Source organism: Sphingomonas sp. SRS2, assembly GCF_000971055.1.
Taxonomy (GTDB): Bacteria; Pseudomonadota; Alphaproteobacteria; order Sphingomonadales; family Sphingomonadaceae; genus Rhizorhabdus.
The window spans coordinates 16,694-33,137 of record NZ_LARW01000051.1 but is presented as its reverse complement, the minus strand read 5'-3'; the positions used below and the strand labels follow the sequence as shown (position 1 = coordinate 33,137).

Sequence of the window (16,444 nt, the reverse complement as noted above, 5' to 3'; positions counted from 1 at the left end):
CTTAGCCACCTGAAGGCACTGTCTGATCTCAACTCGCGGGGGATCTATGACCGTCGGCCATCTTGTCATCAAACTGCCCAGCGATCGTAAGCTGCCGGGCAAGCTCATGCTCTTTTCGCCCGCCGCGGGCCCCGCCGACAAGCCGATTTTTTCGTGCAGCTGCCTCGGCCGCTCAGCCGGGCATGCCAACAATCCTACCCGCGACCCGCTGAAATATCGCGGACACACGCCGCTCGGCGAATATGCCGTTACCTTCGTCACGACGCTGGCCAGGCCGATTACCGGCATCGGCTCGCTGTGGGTCGGACTGGATCCGATTGGCGGCCAAGCGCAGAAGGCGGAGGACGCCGGACGCACGGGCCTCGGCATCCACGGCGGCCGCGGCGACGAAGTCTTTAAGATGACGCACGGCTGCATCCGTCTTCTTGATCGAGATATGGCGGCGTTGGCCAAGGCCGCTGCAAAGCTCCGTTTCGACGTTTCGATCGTCCAGGCATGAGGCCGTTCGTGTCTCTCGCGCTGGCGATCACGGTGCTGATCGCCGGCATGCTCGGGCTTGATCACGCCTGGGCCGAGCCGGCCGGCGAGCACGCTGCCCCCGCCGTGGCCTGGTCCGACTGGATTAGGGCTATCTGGCCTATCCTCGTCACGGTGATCGGCGCGGTTGGAGCTGGTCTCTATTTGGGCCTGGCCATGCGGTTCCCATCGGTGTCCGCGTTCAATTCCCTGAAGTCGACGGTCTACGGCATGAAAGACCAGCAGACCAAGGACGAGGGCCGCCTCAAGCGCCTTGAGGAGCTGTGCGGCGAGACGCCGACCCGGATCGAACTTCAGGAAGATATCGCCGAGCTGGGCGAACGCATGTCCGGCCTGGAAGGGGAAATGAAGGGCGTCGGTCAGCAGCTCGGCACGACCAATACCTATCTGCACACGCTGATTGAACGGGGGTTGAAAGGCTCATGAATGAGATAATCGCGCCGATCATCCGGCGCGCCATTCTGGATTTGCTCAACGACATTGGCGGCGAGCATAACGACCAGACACTGGCGACCCATCTTAACCTTCAGGGCCATCGCGTGGCCCGGCGGGATGTTGCTGAGCAGATAGCGCACCTTGCCGAGCTACAGCTCCTGATCACCGAGGTTCTTGGCATCTTCATCGTCGCCCGTATCACTTCCGACGGTCGCGACGTCGCCGAAGGCCGGATGAACATCGACGGCATCAGCCGCTTCAAAACGGGGGAATGATATGCCCCCCCGCAGTTCAATCGAACGCGACCCCGTCATTCGTGAAGCTGTCGACGCCGCGCTAACGCGTGGCTGTACCCAGGCGGATGTGGTCAGCGCGCTGCTGACTGCCGGCAAGAAGGTCTCGAAAAGCGCGGTCGGCCGCTACGCTCTCCGTTACGAAGAATCCATTAAGCGGCAACGCCAGATTCAGGAGGCTACGCGCTGCCTCGTGGACGAAGCGCAGGCGAGCGACGACACGCAGAGCCGCGTCTTCGCCCAGTTGGTCACGACCCTCGCCACCCGAGCGATTTTGCCACTGATCGAAGACGAGGACGTCGAGCTCTCACTCAAGGATTTGAGCGCGCTGACGCAGATGAGCCAGCGCGTGACCAAAACGCAGGGCAATCTACTCGAGCTCCAGCTTCGTGCCGCTCGCGAGGCGGAGCGCAAGGAAACGGCTCGCCAGGCGGCAGACGTAGCCGAAACAGCCGGTCGGGCGGCGGGCGCGAGCGAGGAAACGCTCCGCAAGATCCGCACCGGCATTCTCGGCCTTTCGTCGTGACGCGGCGTCGCAAGCGGAGCGCCGGCCCGCGGAAGGATCGGCATCCGTTCGACTGGTATGTCGAGCCGCGCTGGGCCGCAGAGCTGGTTTTCCGTCACGTCGCTTTTCTGGGAAAGGTCGGCGACCCGTGCTGCGGCCTGGGCACGATCCCCTCGGCCGCGCGCGCTTATGGCTACGATACCGTCGCGGCCGATCTACACGATCGCGGATATGAACATCTCGACGCGGTGGCCGATTTCCTGACGGACGCCTCTACGTTCGAAGGGATTGATAACCTCGTCTTCAACTCCCCATACAGCTACCGGCCTCGCATCGCCGAGGCATTCGTCCGCCGCGCCCTTGAGCTCGCGCGGCACAAGGTTGCCGCGCTGGTCCCGATCAAATGGCTTTGCACGCAGGTTCGCTTCGACCTGTTCGCGAAGTTTCCGCCGAAAGAGGTGCTCGTCCTGTCGACCAGGCCGTCGATGCCTCCCGGCAACAAGATCGCCGAGCTGGGCGATCGCGCCTTCAAGGGCGGCACCATCGACTATTGCTGGGTCATCTGGGAAATCGGCTATACCGGCCCGACCGACACGCGCTGGATCAAGCGCGAGGCATCGGCGGGCGCATGACATCCGCTCAGCAGACCTCACCCGCCCAGACGCCATCCGATATCGCGCTGCGCATCCGGGACCAGGCCGTGGCCCTTGGCTTCCTCAACGTGAAGCTGATCGTCAGCAAGCTTCGGCACTCGACCACCCGTCACGTAAAGTTTCGGGATGGCCGCGGCTTCGAGTGGCATGTCCGCATTGGCGAGCGAGCTTCCCCGGCGCACCTCACGCCGCCCGACTTCGACGCGGTCAACGTCGTAGGGCCGCGCGGGCAGGCTCTCATCACCGCATTTTTCCACGCCGTGCTGACCGCAGCGATTCTGCCAGTCGGTCGGACGCGCCGGCCGCGGCGGCGGAGGCGTTGATGCTGGACGAATTTCAGCGTGCCGCCGCGACGGGCGCGATCAGCGAGGATCTGATTTCGATGATCACCGCAAAGGTGGTGGCCGTCGGCGGCGACGATCGCGATGTGCATTCGATCGCCGTCGGCGCCTGCGTCGCGGTAGCGGTGGCATTCGCGGCGACCAGAGCGATCTCGGCGAAGGCGGCCGTCGCCCTGGTGACGCTCACCGCTGAGGGCGCGGCGAAGGAAATCTACGGATGATCGCGCCCAGCTCGCTAGCCCACCCATCTCAGGCCGCGCTCGCCGTCGGCCAGGCTGTCGCCGACGATGTGCCCGCCGTCCTGCTGACCTATCAGGTCGAGGCTATCGAGCTCAGCCACACGACGCCGTTCCTGCTGATCGAGAAGAGCCGGCGAACGGGCATTAGCTATGCCTTCGCCGCCGATGCGGTGTTGACGGCCTCGCCGGCCGTGAACCCGCAGAATGTCTATTATATCGCCTATAATCTCGACATGACGCGGGAGTTCATCGGCTATTGCGGTGAGTTCGCCAAGGCGTTCGACCAAGTCGCGCCGCAGCCGTCCGAGATCCTGTTCGATGATGGCTCGGAGAAGGGCATCAAGGCCCTCCGCATCGACTTTCCATCGGGCAAGGCGATCGTCGCACTTTCCTCAAAGCCGCGTTCGCTGCGCGGCATGCAGGGAAAGGTCATTATCGACGAGGCTGCCTTCCACGACGGTTTCGAGGAGTTGCTGAAGGCCGCGATGGCGCTGACCATGTGGGGCGGCAGCGTGGTTGTCATCTCGACCCATGACGGGGCCGACAACGCCTTCAACACGACGATCGAGGACGTTCGCGCGGGGAAGCTCGAAGGCGAAGTGATGCGGCTCAATCTTGCTGACGCGCTTGCCCAGGGCCTGTTCAAGCGCATTTGCTTGCGGACGGGCCAGATATGGACGCCCGAGCTCGAAGCCGAGTGGGAGCGTGCCCTGCGCAAACGCTATGGCGATGGCGCGGCCGAGGAGCTTGACGTGATCCCGGCGCGCGGTTCGGGCACCTACCTGCCCCGATCGACGATCGAGGCCGCGATGTCGGCCGACCTACCCGTGGTGCGCCTTCGCTGCCCCGACGGATTCGAGCTTAGAAACGAGCATGTCCGCCAAGACTATGTTGCCGAATGGCTTGAGCAGCATGTCCGCCCGCTGCTCGACACATTCGATCAGAACAGGTCGACCTTCTTCGGCCAGGATTTCGCGCGCTCTGGCGACGTTTCTCCCATTGCGTTTGGGCAATATGATGAGCGCCTGAATCTCATTTGCCGGTTCGTGCTTGAGATGCGGAATGTGCCGTTTCGCGAGCAGGAGTTTATCCTCAACTGGATTCTGGCGCGCGTGCCGCTGTTCACGGCCGGCAAGATGGACGCGACCGGCAATGGCTCGGCGATGGCCGAATTTGCCCAGCAGACCTGGGGAGCGGACCGGATCGAGGCCTTGAAGGCAACCGAGAGCATGTACCTCGCCTTCATGCCGAAGCTGAAGGCGCGGCTCGAAGATCGCACGATGCTGATCCCGCGTGACGAAGGGGTTCTCGAAGATCTCCGCATGATCAAGCTCGTCCGCGGCGTCCCGATGATCCCGCGCGGATCGGTGAATTCGAAGGCCGATGGCGCAAAGGGCAAGCGCCACGGCGACGTCGCGATCGCGCTCATGAATTTGGTCGCTGCAGCCGACGAGGATGTCGTGCCGATCGAAGTCCGCACGACCGGCCAGCGCCGCACCCTTGCCGGCGAGATGGCGAATACCGGGCGCGGGTTCGGCACCGTCCAGCGCCGTAAATCTTGGGGAGACTATTGATGGCCAGGCAACCGCGCAAAAAGGAATTGGCTGCGCCGATCGCGGGCGAGATCGCGACGACGCGCGATGGCCGCGACATCACTCGCCCATGGATCATGGAGCTGCAGCAGCCGCGCAACCCCCGGCTTCTCCACGCTATCGACTGGGGCGTCTATGACCGCGTTCTGGCGGACCCGGAGGTCCGCTCCACGTTTCAGCAGCGCCGCCGCGCTGTCACCTCAGCCGAATGGGACATCATCCCCGGCGAGAAGAAGAATCCACGCTCGGTGGACGCCGCTGACAAGCTCAAGGCGAACCTCGAGCGGGTTGGCGTCGATCGCTTCACCGACAAGATGCTCTATGCGCTGCCTTATGGCTATTCGGTCGCCGAGCTCATCTGGGGGTATCGCGACGGGTTCTGGCAGTTTGCTGACATCAAGGTCCGCCATGCTCGGCGCTTTCGATGGGACAAGGAAAATCGCCTTCGACTGCTGACCTCGCGCAATATGCAGGGCGAGATCTTGGAGGATCGCAAGTTCTGGCCGCTGGTGACGGGAGCCAGCGACGACGATGAGACCTATGGTCGCGGCTTTTGTGAGGATCTCTATTGGCCGACGCTGTTCAAGCGCAACGGCATCGGCTTTTGGAACACCTTCCTCGACAAGTTCGGTAATCCCACTGCGAAAGGCACCTATCGCCGCGGCACCCCGCAGGCCGACGTCGAGAAGCTCCTGGGCGCGCTAGCCGCGATATCGACGGATGCGGGTTTCGTCGTGCCCGAGGGCGTAGTTGTCGAGTTGCTCGAGGCTTCGCGATCGGGAACCGGCGATTTCGAGAAGCTGGTTCGCTACATGGACGAGGCCATCGCCAAAGTCGTTCTCAGTCAGACCATGACGACGTCGAGCGGCTCTTCGCTGAGCCAGGCCGAAGTTCACGCGGGCGTGAAGCTCGAGGTCGTGACCGGCGACGCCGATCTGATTTGCGAGAGCTTCAATCTCGGCCCGGCAACGTGGTGGTGCGAATACAATTTCGGCGCTGACGTCGAGCCGCCGCAGCTCGTCCGCCTGATCGACGCTAAGAAGGATCTTAAAACCCAAGCTGAGACCGACGGCGCACTCAAGGCTCTCGGCTGGGAACGGACCGACGAGAGCTACCGCGATACCTATGGCGACGGCTACGAGCGGTCGAACACGGTCGATCCGACCGATCCCAAGGCGAAAATTGGTGCGCCCGGCGCGCCGCCGGTCAACGACAATGCCGCGCAACCTGTTGTTGACCCCAGTTTGAAGCGGGATGAACGCCCGGTTCAAAAGCCGATCAGCTTCGCCGCTGCGGATCCGCGGCCGCTATATGTCAGCCGCCCTCTGCTCAACAGCGGCGAGCTGCTCGACTGGGCGACACGGAACGGCTTCACCGCTACGCTCGCGGCCTCGGAGCTTCACGTCACCGTCGCCTATTCGCGTCGGCCCGTGAACTGGTTCGCGATGGGCAGCTCATGGGACGGCCCCGATGGCAAACTGATCGTGCCACCGGGCGGCCCTCGCAGCGTCGACCTGCTTGGCGACTCGATCGTCTTGCACTTCGACAGTCCGGCCCTTCGCTACCGCAATGAGGAGATGCGCGAGAAGGGCGCGAGTTGGGATTATCCAACCTACCAGGCGCACGTATCCATCGCGCCGGTCCACGACGGAATCGGATATCCCGATCTCGCCGCGTTGGAGCCATTCGAAGGCGAACTGCGCTTCGGGCCCGAGCGGTTCCGCGCGATCGAATCCGGCTACGAGGCGCAGCTCGCAGAGATCAGCTTCGCCGAGGCCTTGATCGCGCGCGACACCGTGGACCAGGCCGTCGACATGATCATCGCCGAAGGCTGGGAGCCGTTGCGGCCGATCGTCTCGCCGATCGCCGCCGCGATCGCTGCCGCCACGTCGGCCGAGGAGCTCGACGAGTTGCTAATCAAGTCGCTCGACCAGTCGAAAGTCGACGAGCTCACCGAGGCGCTGGCGCGCGCCGGCTTCGCCATTCGAACCGCGGAGGAAGGAGGGACGGACTGATGCTCTGCCTACCGACAGAGGTTTCCCGGCCGGTCTGCGGCTGCTGCGGGGTGCCGATCGCTTCAGTAAACGACCTTCGCAGTGGCCGCCCTATTCAAGTCAAAAATTTCCATGCCGTGCGATTGGTGGCAGGCTCGGCCAACGACACCAGCGCGGTATATCGATGCGAAAAGCATGTCGGTCGGCTGCCTTGCGTGATCAGCGGCTGCGGTCGGACCTTTTCTATGAAGGACGGCGACACGTACCACCACGCCGTCATGTGCGGCCGGCATTGGAGACTGGGGCCGAAGCGGCTTCGACATCGCGATCGGGCGCTTCGGCGTCTGGCGAAGAAGCGAGGTTGGACTGATCGCATCGCTTGGCTTCATCACCGAAATTGGGAAAGCGTTCGCCGTGCCGTCGAAGAAGGCGGACGCATCGATATGACCGAGATCAACGCGATTTTCGGTTGGGAATGATGAGCAACGCCGTCGTCGCTCGCCAGATCGCGGAACTGGAATCGAGGGAAGATCTGACACCGGTCGAGGTGCGCAGACTTCATCATCTCGTCGACGGCGAGCCGCGATATGGGCGGCCGCGCCCCAAATGGAATGCGCGGCATCGGTTGAAGGGACTGTGATGAGGATCGGACCGTTTCGCGCCGGATGGCGCCCAATCGATCGCGGCGAACAGCACCTTATCGGCCTCGAAGGGCCATGGGCGTGGGAAATCTTCGAACTGGAGCTGTTCGGCTTCGGCTTCGGCCTGATCTGCCGACCGGTGTTGACGCATGGCTGATATCAGCGCTTCCTTTCGTCTGCCGCCCGCCGAGACGGCCGAATATCTTCGCGCCAAGGGCTACACCGTCCAAGCGCGCTGGGATGAGACCTGGCAACAGGAACACGGCCGCTTCTTCACCGTCACGAAGATGATGAACGGCGCGCTGCTCGAAGAAGTGCGCCGCTCGCTCGATCGCGTATTGAGCGACGGCGGCACCTTCGAGCAATGGAAAGCGGGCATCACGCCCAAGCTAGAAGCGGCGGGCTGGTATGGCCGCGTGCAGGACCGCGAGATAACCGGCGTCGATCATGCCGTTTTCATCGGCCGCAACCGCCTTCGGACGATATACGACGCGAATCTTCGCGCGGCGCGATCGGCCGGAAAGTGGAAGCGGATTCAGGCGCTCAAGGAAGTCGCGCCTTATCTGATGTACGACGCGATCAACGATCGCCACACGCGCCCCGAGCATCGCCTGTGGGGCGGCCTGGACACCGGTCGGCCAATTATCCTGCCTGTCGACCACCCCGCGTGGTCGATCTATTTTCCGCCCTGCGGATGGGGTTGCAGATGCGGCGTCTCGCAGCTGAGCACGCGGACGCTCGCGCGCCGTGGCCTGCGAGTGACAACCGATGCCGAACTGGCGGCGCTCGGGTGGATCGGCCCGAACGGCGAGGTCGGCGGCGATCGCCGCGAGTGGAAGCGGTCGAACGGCGATACCGTGATGGTGCCGGCCGGCATCGATCCGGGCTGGGCATACAATCCGGGCGAGCACTTTCTTGAAGGGCTTGTCCCGCCACCGCCTGCCGGTCCGCTCGATCGCCCATATCCAATCGTTGGAGCGAAGCCTCCGATGCCGCCTGCGCGATCGCGCAGCTCGGCTGACTTCATCGATCCGAATAGCGGCACGCAGGCGGCGATCGACACCTTCCTCAAGCGCTTCGAAGGTCCGAGCGATGGCTCGACCGTCCTGACGAGCGACAAGCTGGGCGAGCCGCTCGTTCTGGACGAGAGCTTCTTCTATCGCGGCGGAGATCGCAACAAGCCCAAGCTCGACCGCGGACGTATTCAGGCCATCAACCTCATCGCCGATGCGCTCCAGGATCCCGACGAGATATGGTGGCATTGGGTAGACGCCAAGGCCCCCGACGGCTCGCCTCGGCCGCGGCTGTCGCGGCGCTATGTGGCGCGCTTCGATATCGACGGAAAGGAGCGGTCGTTCATCGTCGTCATGCAGTACGGTCAGGGCGGCTGGCGCGGCGTGACGGCGTTCAAGAACAGCGACCAAGCCTATCTCGACACCGATAATGTGAGGGGCGGCGTGCTCGCGTATCGCCGCGCCGAATCGGAGTGAGAATAGGCAAGCCAAAGCACGTTTTTGGCAGTCTTCCGGGCCCCCGAGCCGCCGGGGCCGAATTGGGACTGCTCAGCGCGTCCGCTGGGCGGTTCGCATCATATAACTCGGGAAGCGTTAACCAGCAACCAACGCCCGATTTTACGAGATCTTCGCGCGGTCATGGACCGCGACGGGGGCAGGAGCGCGCCAACGCTCCTAGCCGGCGGGTACTAGCCGCCACGACCCAACCGGTCCGCATTGGGCCGATCCCGCCACCCCTGCAGGGCACGGGCACAATCAATGGAAAAAGTTAATGAAAGGCACCACCTCTGCTCCGAGTCTCGCTGCGCTCGAACCGGCCAACTCATGCGCGCCAGCCGCTCCATGGATCGGCGGCAAGAAGCTCCTATGGCGACGGCTGTCCGGCCTGATCTCAGCCGTTCCTCACGACGTATATGCGGAAGTGTTCGTCGGAGGCGGCGGCGTGTTCCTGCGTCGCGAAGAGCGGCCTCGCTGTGAGGTCATCAACGATTGGTCGGAAGACGTATCCACCTTCTTCCGCGTGCTGCAGCGGCACTATGTCGCCTTCCTCGATATGCTTCGTTTTCAGGTCACGAGCCGAGCTCGATTCGAGCAGCTCGCTGGGACCGACCCTTCGACCTTGACGGATCTCGAGCGGTCGGCCCGGTTCCTCTATCTCCAGCGTCTCGCCTTCGGCGGGAAGGTGCGCGGCCGCAATTTCGGCGTGACGCTGACGCAGTCGGCGCGGTTCGACGTCACAAAGCTGGGCCCGGTGCTCGAGGCAATCCATGAGCGCCTGGCCGGCGTGATCATCGAGCGCTTGCGGTGGCAAACATTCCTCGAGCGCTATGACCGGCCCGGCACGCTCTTCTATTTGGACCCGCCATATTATGGGTCCGAGGACGACTATGGAAAGGAGATGTTCGACAGGGCGGAGTTCGCCGAAATGGCAGAGCAGCTCGCGTCGCTGCGGGGACGCTTCATTCTCAGCATCAACGATCATCCCGAGATCCGCAGGATCTTCGCCGCCTTCGTTTTTCAGGAGGTCGAAACCACTTATTCAGTGGCGTTGAAAGGCGATCGACCGAAGGCGCGCGAGCTGATCATCACCGGCGGTGGATCGCGCACTTGATTCCCAGTTCGCGGCAAAACTTGATTCCCAGTTCGCGCCGGCTTCCTGACGGGCGACGACAGCGATTCTGCCCCGTTATTCTCGGCGGAATCGCGAACTGGGAATCGCTGGATACCGAACCGGGAATCGGTCGAGACGAAATGCCCGTTTTACGGGCCCTTCAAAATCGCTTCAGCGCCCGTTCTGAGCGCAATCAGCCGTCGCGCGACAGAAACTTCCCAGTTGGGGCCGTAGCCCGCCCAAGCGCCCGAAGCGCCGTTTTCCGGCCCATTTCGCCCCGGCATTCCCCGGCATCCCCCGGATTAGCATTGAGTATTTATTGTCGGGTCACATCGAGCGCTATCTGCGCGAAAGCGGCGTCCCCGCATCGCGCTTCGGGCGTGATGCGATGGGCGATCCGGGCTTTGTCGCGATGTTGCGGCGGGGCCGCGAACCGCGCGATAAAACGATCCGGCGGGTCGCCGCCTACCTTAGCTCGATTCGTGCGCCCATGGGACCGCGCCGATGACCGACCCGATCAAGGCGATCACAGGACGAATCCGGCGGCGGTGCGGTAGTCTCGCCGATCTGTCGCTCGAACAGGGAATCAGCGATCCGTGGCAAAGCTTGCTGTTCGACGGGGGCCGCCATCACATCGCGCTGCGGCTTGATGGCGAGCGCATCGATGAAGCCATCGTGGCACTGCAGGATGAAGTCGGGGTGCCGGACTTCGTCATACCCGGTCATCTGGTGGCAGAGATCAGCGTGGCGGCGATCGACCGATGCGCCGATCACGCGCTCATCAAACTCGACGCGGTGACGATCCGCAATTGAGGGGTTCGCGGACCATGGCTTCAGCGCTTCACCATGTTACGCAGCAGCTCGAGCGTCACATGCAATGGCTGATCGAGCATCTCGTCGTTCCGTGCGGCGGATTCTGCCGCCTGCGCAGGAGCGACGGGCGCGCTAGCCGGATCGGGCTGAACAGTCGGTGCGGGCGTAGCCGGCTGCGGCACGGCAGGCGCAATGCTGAAGATCGGCGCCGATTCTACGGGCGGCTCCGCATATATTGGCATGGGCTGCGGGACTTCGGGCATCCGCGCGGCATAGGCGGCAGGCGGCTCAACACGAGGAGCCACCGGTTGGGCGATGGCAGGCTCGGGCGCCGGCGGTAGCGGGGCCGCCGCAGCAGCGGTTGCTGCGGCGGCTGCCACGGCACGGCGGTTCTGAAGCCCGCGCTCCAGCCGAACGAGCAATTCTTCCAGTCGCACCTTATCGAAGCCCGGCTCCGGCAAGGGAGGCAGCGAGCTAGCCGCAACGGGCCCCGGTGACAGTGGTTCGGCCGGCGGAGCGAAAAAGGGCTGTGCAGTCGTCGCAGGCGCCGGCTGCGGCTCGGACGCCGTCGCGACCGTCGGCTGCGGCGTCAGCACCGGTGGAACCGTCCGCGATGGCGGCGCGACCGACTGAGTTCCAGGCTGCGCGATATCGTTGACGGTCCAGTCGTCGCTCTCGAACCGCGACTGTCCGCTATCCGGTCGCACACCAGGGGTGGGCAGCCAGCCACCCCGCATCGAGGGAGCAGCAGTACGCATATCCGTGGAAAGAGCATCGAGTGCGGCCGGCGCCGTCGTGGACAGGTCCAGCGGCGGCTGCGCGCCGTGAAGCGGGCCGGCGGAAGCAGCGGGATCGTGCGTCCCCCAGATCCCGCCCGAAAGCTGCGGCACCAGCGGCGGCGGCACCAGCGCTCCGAAGGGCTGAGAAGGTTGCGGGATCACCGATTGGAGCGGCGGCGCAGACGTGCCGACCCCGGGCAATATCTGGCCGAAGGGATTTGGCGAGGCCTCGCCACCGGAAGGCGGCATGGCGGGTGCGCCGAAGGGCGATGCAGGCTCACCGATATCGGTGCGGGCGGACAACGGCCGGCGCGCATCGCCAGAGGGCGCCGGGTTCCATTCCTGTACGGGCAACGAAACCGGGGAAACGAGGTCGAGAGGATCGGTCGGACGGAAATTATCGCCATCCTCATCCTCATATTCATCTTCGCGCGGCTTGATGATCGTGCTCATGCCGGCCCGGCCGAACAACAGCCAGTCGACCAGCACCCATCCAATTCCGGCGATGAAAATTCCAGCCAGCACCGCCAGCAAGGTGCGGTCGCTCGGCGAGATGGGCGGCTCCGCCTGCACCATCAGGCTCGAGAGACGGGTGAAGGTCGTCACCGTCTCGAGCATGCGGATCGGCACCGCGAGCACCAGGAAGCCCGCCGCCACCCCCAGCAGCAACGCCAGCAGGACGCCCAAAATCAGGCTCGATCGCCGCCTCGTGTCTTTCTGAACCATCGGTAAGCCCATATTGGACATCTATCGCCTTATATTACGGCAAAATTTGGATTCTTTGCATCCGTTGTCTGATCGAAATGATCGCGGATGCGTCAGCGGGCAAGCAGTCTTTCGTAAACAGGCCGATAGCGCGCGGCATTTACGCCCCAATTACGTTCGCGTTCCACGAAGGCGCGGGCGACCGTGCGGCGCTCGTCCCAATGCGCGCGGTCGTCTAGCAAGGCAATCAGCGCTCCGGCGATCGCTGCCGGATCGTCGGGCGCGAACAATGTCCCGGTCACGCCGTCCTCGATCAGCTCGCGATGCCCGCCGACATCGGACGCCGAGACCAGCCGGCGTTGCGCCATTGCCTCAAGCGGTTTCAGCGGGGTGACGAGATCAGTCAACCGCATCGCTTTACGCGGATAGCAAAGAACATCGGTAAGACTATAATATCGCTCGACTTCCTGATGTGGCACCCGGCCAACGAAGCGAATTCGGTCGCCGGCGGGGGACGCCGCGGCCTGGGCCCGCAACGCAGCCTCCATCGGCCCGCCGCCGACGAGCAGCAACGCGGCGCGCGGACGGTGCTCGACCAGCAACGGCATTGCCGCGATCAGATCGTCGAGCCCTTCATAATCATAGAAGGAGCCGATGAAGCCGATCACGTCTGCATCTTCCAGGCCCAGTTCGCGGGCGAGCGCCGTGTCTGGCGGCGGCGGATCTCCGAACAGCTCCAGATCGACGCCGTTAGGCGAGACCATGATCTTGTCGGGGGTTATGCCCCGCGCGATCAGATCGCCACGCAGCCCTTCGCAGATCACGGCCACCGCATCGGCGCGGCGGACGATATGCGTCTCCAGCATGCGGGTCATGCGGTAGAGCGCCGATCCTTCGCGCCCGGTGCCGTTACCGACCGCGGCATCCTCCCAAAATGCCCGGATCTCGTAGAGGAACGGGATTTTCAGCCGGCGCGCGGCACGGAGCCCGGCAAGCCCGATCATCGCCGGGCTATGCGCATGGATGATATCCGGCCGCCATTCGGTCGACACTTCGGCGACCCGGCGCGTCAGCGCCTGCACCTCCCGCCATTCGCCTATCGGCGCGCGGGCCGGCTCGACCTGGGGCGTGCGGTGGAAGGTCAGCCCCTCCTCCTCGGCGGGGTTGGGATCGGGAGCATTATAGCGGGGGCCGGTGACACCCATCACCTCCCAACCCATGGCGATCTGCGATTTCAGGATCGCACGCGTACGAAATGTATAGCCGCTGTGGATGGGCAGGCTATGATCGAGAATGTGGAGGATTTTCATGAGCGTCGAAACGCGCATGAACAGCCTTTCATTGTCAACCGGATTCAGGTCGGGGCGTCACCGATGATCGACACATTATCGTTGTTGCTGGCGCATTTCCTGCTCGGTTTCGTCGCGATCAAACTGCTTCTTCATCCCGACCTAAACGAGGAACCGACGCAGTCGGGCCGCCATTTCAAGCAGGTTCTGCCGAAAAAGCAGCAAGCCAAAAAACGCGCCGGCGTCGAAACCGGGGAATCCAGGCCCGGATCCAACCGTGCGTGATCTTTTCCTTATCGGTTTCATGATGATGATGACGGTGCTGGGCTTCCGGCGGCCGTTCCTGTTCCTGTGTACCTACATTTATGTCGATATCGTCTCGCCGCAGCGCATTTCCTATTATCTGCTCAGTTCGATCCCGGTCTCGCTGATCTTCTTCGCAGCCTCCTTTCTCGGCTGGGCGATCAACGACGACAAGGCGCTGAGCAAGCCGACGCCGCGGCAGATCATCCTGATACTGCTGCTGCTGTATAGCGGCTTCACCACGCTCACCGCCGCCCATCCCGACGCCGCGTGGGAAAAGTGGGACTGGGTGTGGAAGGCGATGATATTCGCGATCTTCATGCCGATGGCGCTGTACACGCGCGTCCGAATCGAAGGCATCCTGCTAGTCATGCTGGTATGCCTGTCGTCGATCGCCTTGGTCGGCGGCGCGAAGACGCTCGCCGGTGGCGGCGGCTACGGCACGCTCAATCTCATGGTCGCCAACAACAGCGGCATGTACGAAAGCAGTACCATCTCCGCCTTTTCGATCTGCTCGATCCCGCTGATCCTCTACATGGCGAAGTACTCTACGATCGTACCGCCGACCATCTTCGCGCGGCTTTACTGGTACGGCCTCGCCTTCGCCTGCCTGCTGATCCCGATCGGCACGCAAACGCGCACCGGCCTCCTCTGTATCGTGCTGATGGCTTTCCTCGAGCTGCGCGCGGCCAAGCGGCGCATGATGTATCTTGGCGTCATGGCGGCGATCGTCGTCGTGGGACTTCCGTTCCTGCCGAAAAGCTACACAGAGCGGATGGACACCATCAACACCTACAAGGCCGACGCATCGGCCTCGACGCGTATCGCGGTGTGGAAGTGGACGATCGACTATGCGAGCAAGAACCCGCTGGGCGGCGGCTTCAATGCCTATATCGGCAACAAGCTCGAAATCGACATGAGCTACAAGACGGCCGACGGAACACTGGTCAAGGTGGTCGGCTATGACGTCGGGCGGTCCTTCCACAATGCCTATTTCGAGATGCTCGGCGAGCAGGGCTATCCGGGGCTTGCGATGTTCCTCGCCGTCCACCTGATCGGCATATTCCGCATGGAGGTGGTCCGACGAACCTATGCCAAGCATCAAGGGGACAATGCCTGGGTCGCCCCTTTGGCGAGCGCGCTCCAGAACGCGCACCTGATCTATATGCTCGGTTGCTCCTTCGTCGGCATCGCCTTCCAGCCGTTCATCTACTTCATCATCGCGGTCGAGATCGGCTTCGACCGATATGTCCAGACCCATGTCAAGAAACGCGCCTGGAATCCGTTCCGCAAGCGCAAGCGCGGCTTCGACGCCGAGCCCGAGCCCGAACCCGACCTGCCTCCCGAGCCGACAGAGCCCGAGCCTTCGATGGGGGAACGGCGGCGCACCCAGCCTCGTTGGGGCACCGTAAACCAGAAATGACAGACAGAGCGACCGCATGAGCAAGACCGGCAACGCCGCCGACTCCCCCAACGACAATGGCGCGCTGATCCAGTCAGCTGCCGATGCGCACCTTTTCTGGAACCAGACCTTCGCCTGGATCTCCAGCCATTATCTCAATATCGTGATCGCCTGCGCGGTCGGCGCGGTCATCATCGCCGTGCTCTACGGCCTGCGGATGCTGGGCGGCCGGCTGTGCCGCCGCGAACATCTCGGTCACTGGCCGCGAATCATCGGCCGCGCGATCACGCGCACGAACCTGTTCTTCATCGTCATGCTCTCCGCGAAGATCGTCAGCGGCTATGCGGCGGCGCCCAAGATGGTCGACGACACGGTGCGCTTCCTGTTCATCGTCGCCGCCGCAGTCCAGGCGGCGCTATGGGTGCGCGAGTTGGTGATCGGCATCGTCGAACACCGCGCCGGGGATGACGAAGGCGGCGCATCGACGCTCGCATCGGCGATCGGGATCATTCGGCTGCTGGTCACATCGGCCTGCTTCATCGTCGCTATGCTCGTGATCCTGGACAATGTCGGGGTCAACATCACCGGCCTGGTCGCAAGTCTCGGCATCGGCGGCATCGCGATCGGCCTGGCCGCGCAGGGTATTTTCTCCGATCTGTTCGCCAGCCTCGCGATCATCTTCGACCGGCCCTTTCGCCGGGGCGACACCGTGCGCTGGGACCAGACCATCGGCACTGTCGAAGGGATCGGCATGAAGACGACCCGGGTCCGCGCCACTACCGGCGAAGAGGTGGTGATCTCTAACACAAACCTGCTCAATAAGGAGCTCCACAACCTCGCCCATACCATGCGGCGGCGCGCGACGCTGATGCTCGGCGTCACATATCAGACGCCGCCGGACGTCTGCCGGCGCATTCCCGAGATGGTCAAGGCGATCGTAACGCGACAGGAGAAGAGCGCCTTCATCCATTGCTTCATGATCAATTTCGGGGCGTCGAGCCTCGATTTCGAACTGCTGTTCGATGTGATCGACGAGGATGCCGAGGTGTTCAACCGCGTCCGCCACGAGGTCTGCATTACCATCCTCGAAACCTTCGCCAGCGAGGGGATTGAATTCGCCTATCCGACGCAGACGAGCTTCACCGCCGCCCCTGACGGAACGGCGGTCATGCCCTATCCGACCGGTTCGCTCGCCGAGCGTCGACCCGCGCGCAAAAAGAGCACCGCCTGAACGACGCATCGATTGCGCTTCCGGAACCTTCTAGGCGCACATGCGCTGTGCAGGGGATTTCACGAAC

At 63.4% G+C, this 16,444-nt stretch carries 19 protein-coding genes; 17 read left to right on the top strand and 2 right to left on the bottom strand.

What is annotated here, in order from left to right; translation table 11 throughout:
* Nucleotides 1–46: 46 nt before the first annotated feature.
* The 14 genes from WP12_RS23325 to WP12_RS03230 all read left to right on the top strand — a co-directional run bounded on the left by WP12_RS23325 (nt 47) and on the right by WP12_RS03230 (nt 10,668).
* Nucleotides 47–499 carry a L,D-transpeptidase gene (locus WP12_RS23325; RefSeq protein WP_052730177.1) on the top strand — a complete coding sequence of 151 codons (453 nt, stop codon included), beginning with the start codon at nt 47–49 and terminating at the stop codon, nt 497–499.
* An 8-nt stretch (nt 500–507) separates the two neighbouring features.
* On the top strand, nt 508–963 hold the full coding sequence (locus WP12_RS03290; RefSeq protein ID WP_160299135.1) for a DUF2730 family protein: 456 nt from the start codon (nt 508–510) through the stop codon (nt 961–963).
* Entirely contained in the window at nt 960–1,247 is a 288-nt protein-coding gene (locus tag WP12_RS03285; protein WP_046192333.1) for a hypothetical protein, read from the top strand. The genes WP12_RS03290 and WP12_RS03285 overlap by 4 nt, the downstream gene beginning before the upstream one ends.
* Nucleotide 1,248: 1 nt before the next feature.
* Complete coding sequence (locus WP12_RS03280) at nt 1,249–1,791, top strand: phage protein Gp27 family protein (RefSeq protein WP_046192332.1); 543 nt, start codon at nt 1,249–1,251, stop codon at nt 1,789–1,791.
* A complete protein-coding gene (locus WP12_RS03275; RefSeq protein ID WP_052730176.1) occupies nt 1,788–2,402 on the top strand; it encodes a hypothetical protein in 615 nt (204 codons plus the stop codon). The genes WP12_RS03280 and WP12_RS03275 overlap by 4 nt, the downstream gene beginning before the upstream one ends.
* Complete coding sequence (locus WP12_RS03270) at nt 2,399–2,746, top strand: hypothetical protein (RefSeq protein WP_046192331.1); 348 nt, start codon at nt 2,399–2,401, stop codon at nt 2,744–2,746. Before WP12_RS03275 ends, WP12_RS03270 begins: the two co-directional genes overlap by 4 nt.
* Complete coding sequence (locus tag WP12_RS03265) at nt 2,746–2,985, top strand: hypothetical protein (RefSeq protein WP_046192330.1); 240 nt, start codon at nt 2,746–2,748, stop codon at nt 2,983–2,985. Before WP12_RS03270 ends, WP12_RS03265 begins: the two co-directional genes overlap by 1 nt.
* Nucleotides 2,982–4,577, top strand: coding sequence for a terminase large subunit domain-containing protein (locus WP12_RS03260; protein ID WP_160299133.1), 1,596 nt, complete (start codon nt 2,982–2,984; stop codon nt 4,575–4,577). The genes WP12_RS03265 and WP12_RS03260 overlap by 4 nt, the downstream gene beginning before the upstream one ends.
* Nucleotides 4,577–6,610, top strand: coding sequence for a phage portal protein family protein (locus WP12_RS23320; protein WP_052730175.1), 2,034 nt, complete (start codon nt 4,577–4,579; stop codon nt 6,608–6,610). Before WP12_RS03260 ends, WP12_RS23320 begins: the two co-directional genes overlap by 1 nt.
* A 224-nt stretch (nt 6,611–6,834) precedes the next feature.
* On the top strand, nt 6,835–7,068 hold the full coding sequence (locus WP12_RS03250) for a hypothetical protein (protein WP_152663872.1): 234 nt from the start codon (nt 6,835–6,837) through the stop codon (nt 7,066–7,068).
* A gap of 160 nt (nt 7,069–7,228) precedes the next feature.
* Nucleotides 7,229–7,387: a hypothetical protein gene (locus WP12_RS25190; RefSeq protein ID WP_160299131.1), complete on the top strand. Its 159-nt coding sequence runs from the start codon at nt 7,229–7,231 to the stop codon at nt 7,385–7,387.
* A complete protein-coding gene (locus WP12_RS23315) occupies nt 7,380–8,720 on the top strand; it encodes a PBECR2 nuclease fold domain-containing protein (protein WP_052730174.1) in 1,341 nt (446 codons plus the stop codon). Before WP12_RS25190 ends, WP12_RS23315 begins: the two co-directional genes overlap by 8 nt.
* A 295-nt stretch (nt 8,721–9,015) precedes the next feature.
* Nucleotides 9,016–9,855, top strand: coding sequence for a DNA adenine methylase (locus WP12_RS03240; RefSeq protein ID WP_046192328.1), 840 nt, complete (start codon nt 9,016–9,018; stop codon nt 9,853–9,855).
* A gap of 504 nt (nt 9,856–10,359) precedes the next feature.
* Nucleotides 10,360–10,668: a hypothetical protein gene (locus tag WP12_RS03230; RefSeq protein WP_046192326.1), complete on the top strand. Its 309-nt coding sequence runs from the start codon at nt 10,360–10,362 to the stop codon at nt 10,666–10,668.
* A gap of 20 nt (nt 10,669–10,688) precedes the next feature.
* Here WP12_RS03230 and WP12_RS03225 read toward each other — a convergent pair whose 3' ends face one another.
* The gene (locus tag WP12_RS03225) at nt 10,689–12,173 is read right to left on the bottom strand and encodes a hypothetical protein (protein ID WP_046192325.1); all 1,485 of its coding nucleotides are present in this window, start codon (nt 12,171–12,173) and stop codon (nt 10,689–10,691) included.
* Nucleotides 12,174–12,265: 92 nt separating this feature from the next.
* Nucleotides 12,266–13,462: a TIGR04063 family PEP-CTERM/XrtA system glycosyltransferase gene (locus WP12_RS03220; RefSeq protein WP_046192371.1), complete on the bottom strand. Its 1,197-nt coding sequence runs from the start codon at nt 13,460–13,462 to the stop codon at nt 12,266–12,268.
* On the opposite strand from WP12_RS03220, the gene WP12_RS03215 reads away from it, so the two are divergent.
* The 3 genes from WP12_RS03215 to WP12_RS03205 are packed head-to-tail and all read left to right on the top strand — an operon-like array spanning nt 13,436 to nt 16,377.
* Nucleotides 13,436–13,726, top strand: a complete 291-nt coding sequence (locus tag WP12_RS03215; protein ID WP_152663871.1) for a hypothetical protein — start codon at nt 13,436–13,438, stop codon at nt 13,724–13,726. The genes WP12_RS03220 and WP12_RS03215 overlap by 27 nt on opposite strands.
* Nucleotides 13,719–15,167, top strand: a complete 1,449-nt coding sequence (locus tag WP12_RS03210; RefSeq protein WP_046192323.1) for a putative O-glycosylation ligase, exosortase A system-associated — start codon at nt 13,719–13,721, stop codon at nt 15,165–15,167. The genes WP12_RS03215 and WP12_RS03210 overlap by 8 nt, the downstream gene beginning before the upstream one ends.
* Before the next feature lie 16 nt (nt 15,168–15,183).
* Complete coding sequence (locus WP12_RS03205; protein WP_046192322.1) at nt 15,184–16,377, top strand: mechanosensitive ion channel family protein; 1,194 nt, start codon at nt 15,184–15,186, stop codon at nt 16,375–16,377.
* The last annotated feature ends 67 nt before the right edge of the window (nt 16,378–16,444 follow it).

Excerpts from the sequence above, each read along its gene's own strand:
- WP12_RS03265 (WP_046192330.1), top strand. The coding sequence starts at position 2,746 with ATGCTGGACGAATTTCAGCGTGCCGCCGCGACGGGCGCGATCAGCGAG.
- WP12_RS03260 (WP_160299133.1), top strand. The coding sequence starts at position 2,982 with ATGATCGCGCCCAGCTCGCTAGCCCACCCATCTCAGGCCGCGCTCGCC.
- WP12_RS03280 (WP_046192332.1), top strand. The coding sequence starts at position 1,249 with ATGCCCCCCCGCAGTTCAATCGAACGCGACCCCGTCATTCGTGAAGCT.
- WP12_RS03205 (WP_046192322.1), top strand. The coding sequence starts at position 15,184 with ATGAGCAAGACCGGCAACGCCGCCGACTCCCCCAACGACAATGGCGCG.
- WP12_RS03225 (WP_046192325.1), bottom strand. The coding sequence starts at position 12,173 with ATGGTTCAGAAAGACACGAGGCGGCGATCGAGCCTGATTTTGGGCGTC.
- WP12_RS23315 (WP_052730174.1), top strand. The coding sequence starts at position 7,380 with ATGGCTGATATCAGCGCTTCCTTTCGTCTGCCGCCCGCCGAGACGGCC.
- WP12_RS25190 (WP_160299131.1), top strand. The coding sequence starts at position 7,229 with ATGAGGATCGGACCGTTTCGCGCCGGATGGCGCCCAATCGATCGCGGC.
- WP12_RS03285 (WP_046192333.1), top strand. The coding sequence starts at position 960 with ATGAATGAGATAATCGCGCCGATCATCCGGCGCGCCATTCTGGATTTG.
- WP12_RS03215 (WP_152663871.1), top strand. The coding sequence starts at position 13,436 with ATGATCGAGAATGTGGAGGATTTTCATGAGCGTCGAAACGCGCATGAA.
- WP12_RS03250 (WP_152663872.1), top strand. The coding sequence starts at position 6,835 with ATGAAGGACGGCGACACGTACCACCACGCCGTCATGTGCGGCCGGCAT.
- WP12_RS03220 (WP_046192371.1), bottom strand. The coding sequence starts at position 13,462 with ATGAAAATCCTCCACATTCTCGATCATAGCCTGCCCATCCACAGCGGC.
- WP12_RS03270 (WP_046192331.1), top strand. The coding sequence starts at position 2,399 with ATGACATCCGCTCAGCAGACCTCACCCGCCCAGACGCCATCCGATATC.
- WP12_RS03240 (WP_046192328.1), top strand. The coding sequence starts at position 9,016 with ATGAAAGGCACCACCTCTGCTCCGAGTCTCGCTGCGCTCGAACCGGCC.
- WP12_RS03230 (WP_046192326.1), top strand. The coding sequence starts at position 10,360 with ATGACCGACCCGATCAAGGCGATCACAGGACGAATCCGGCGGCGGTGC.
- WP12_RS23320 (WP_052730175.1), top strand. The coding sequence starts at position 4,577 with ATGGCCAGGCAACCGCGCAAAAAGGAATTGGCTGCGCCGATCGCGGGC.
- WP12_RS23325 (WP_052730177.1), top strand. The coding sequence starts at position 47 with ATGACCGTCGGCCATCTTGTCATCAAACTGCCCAGCGATCGTAAGCTG.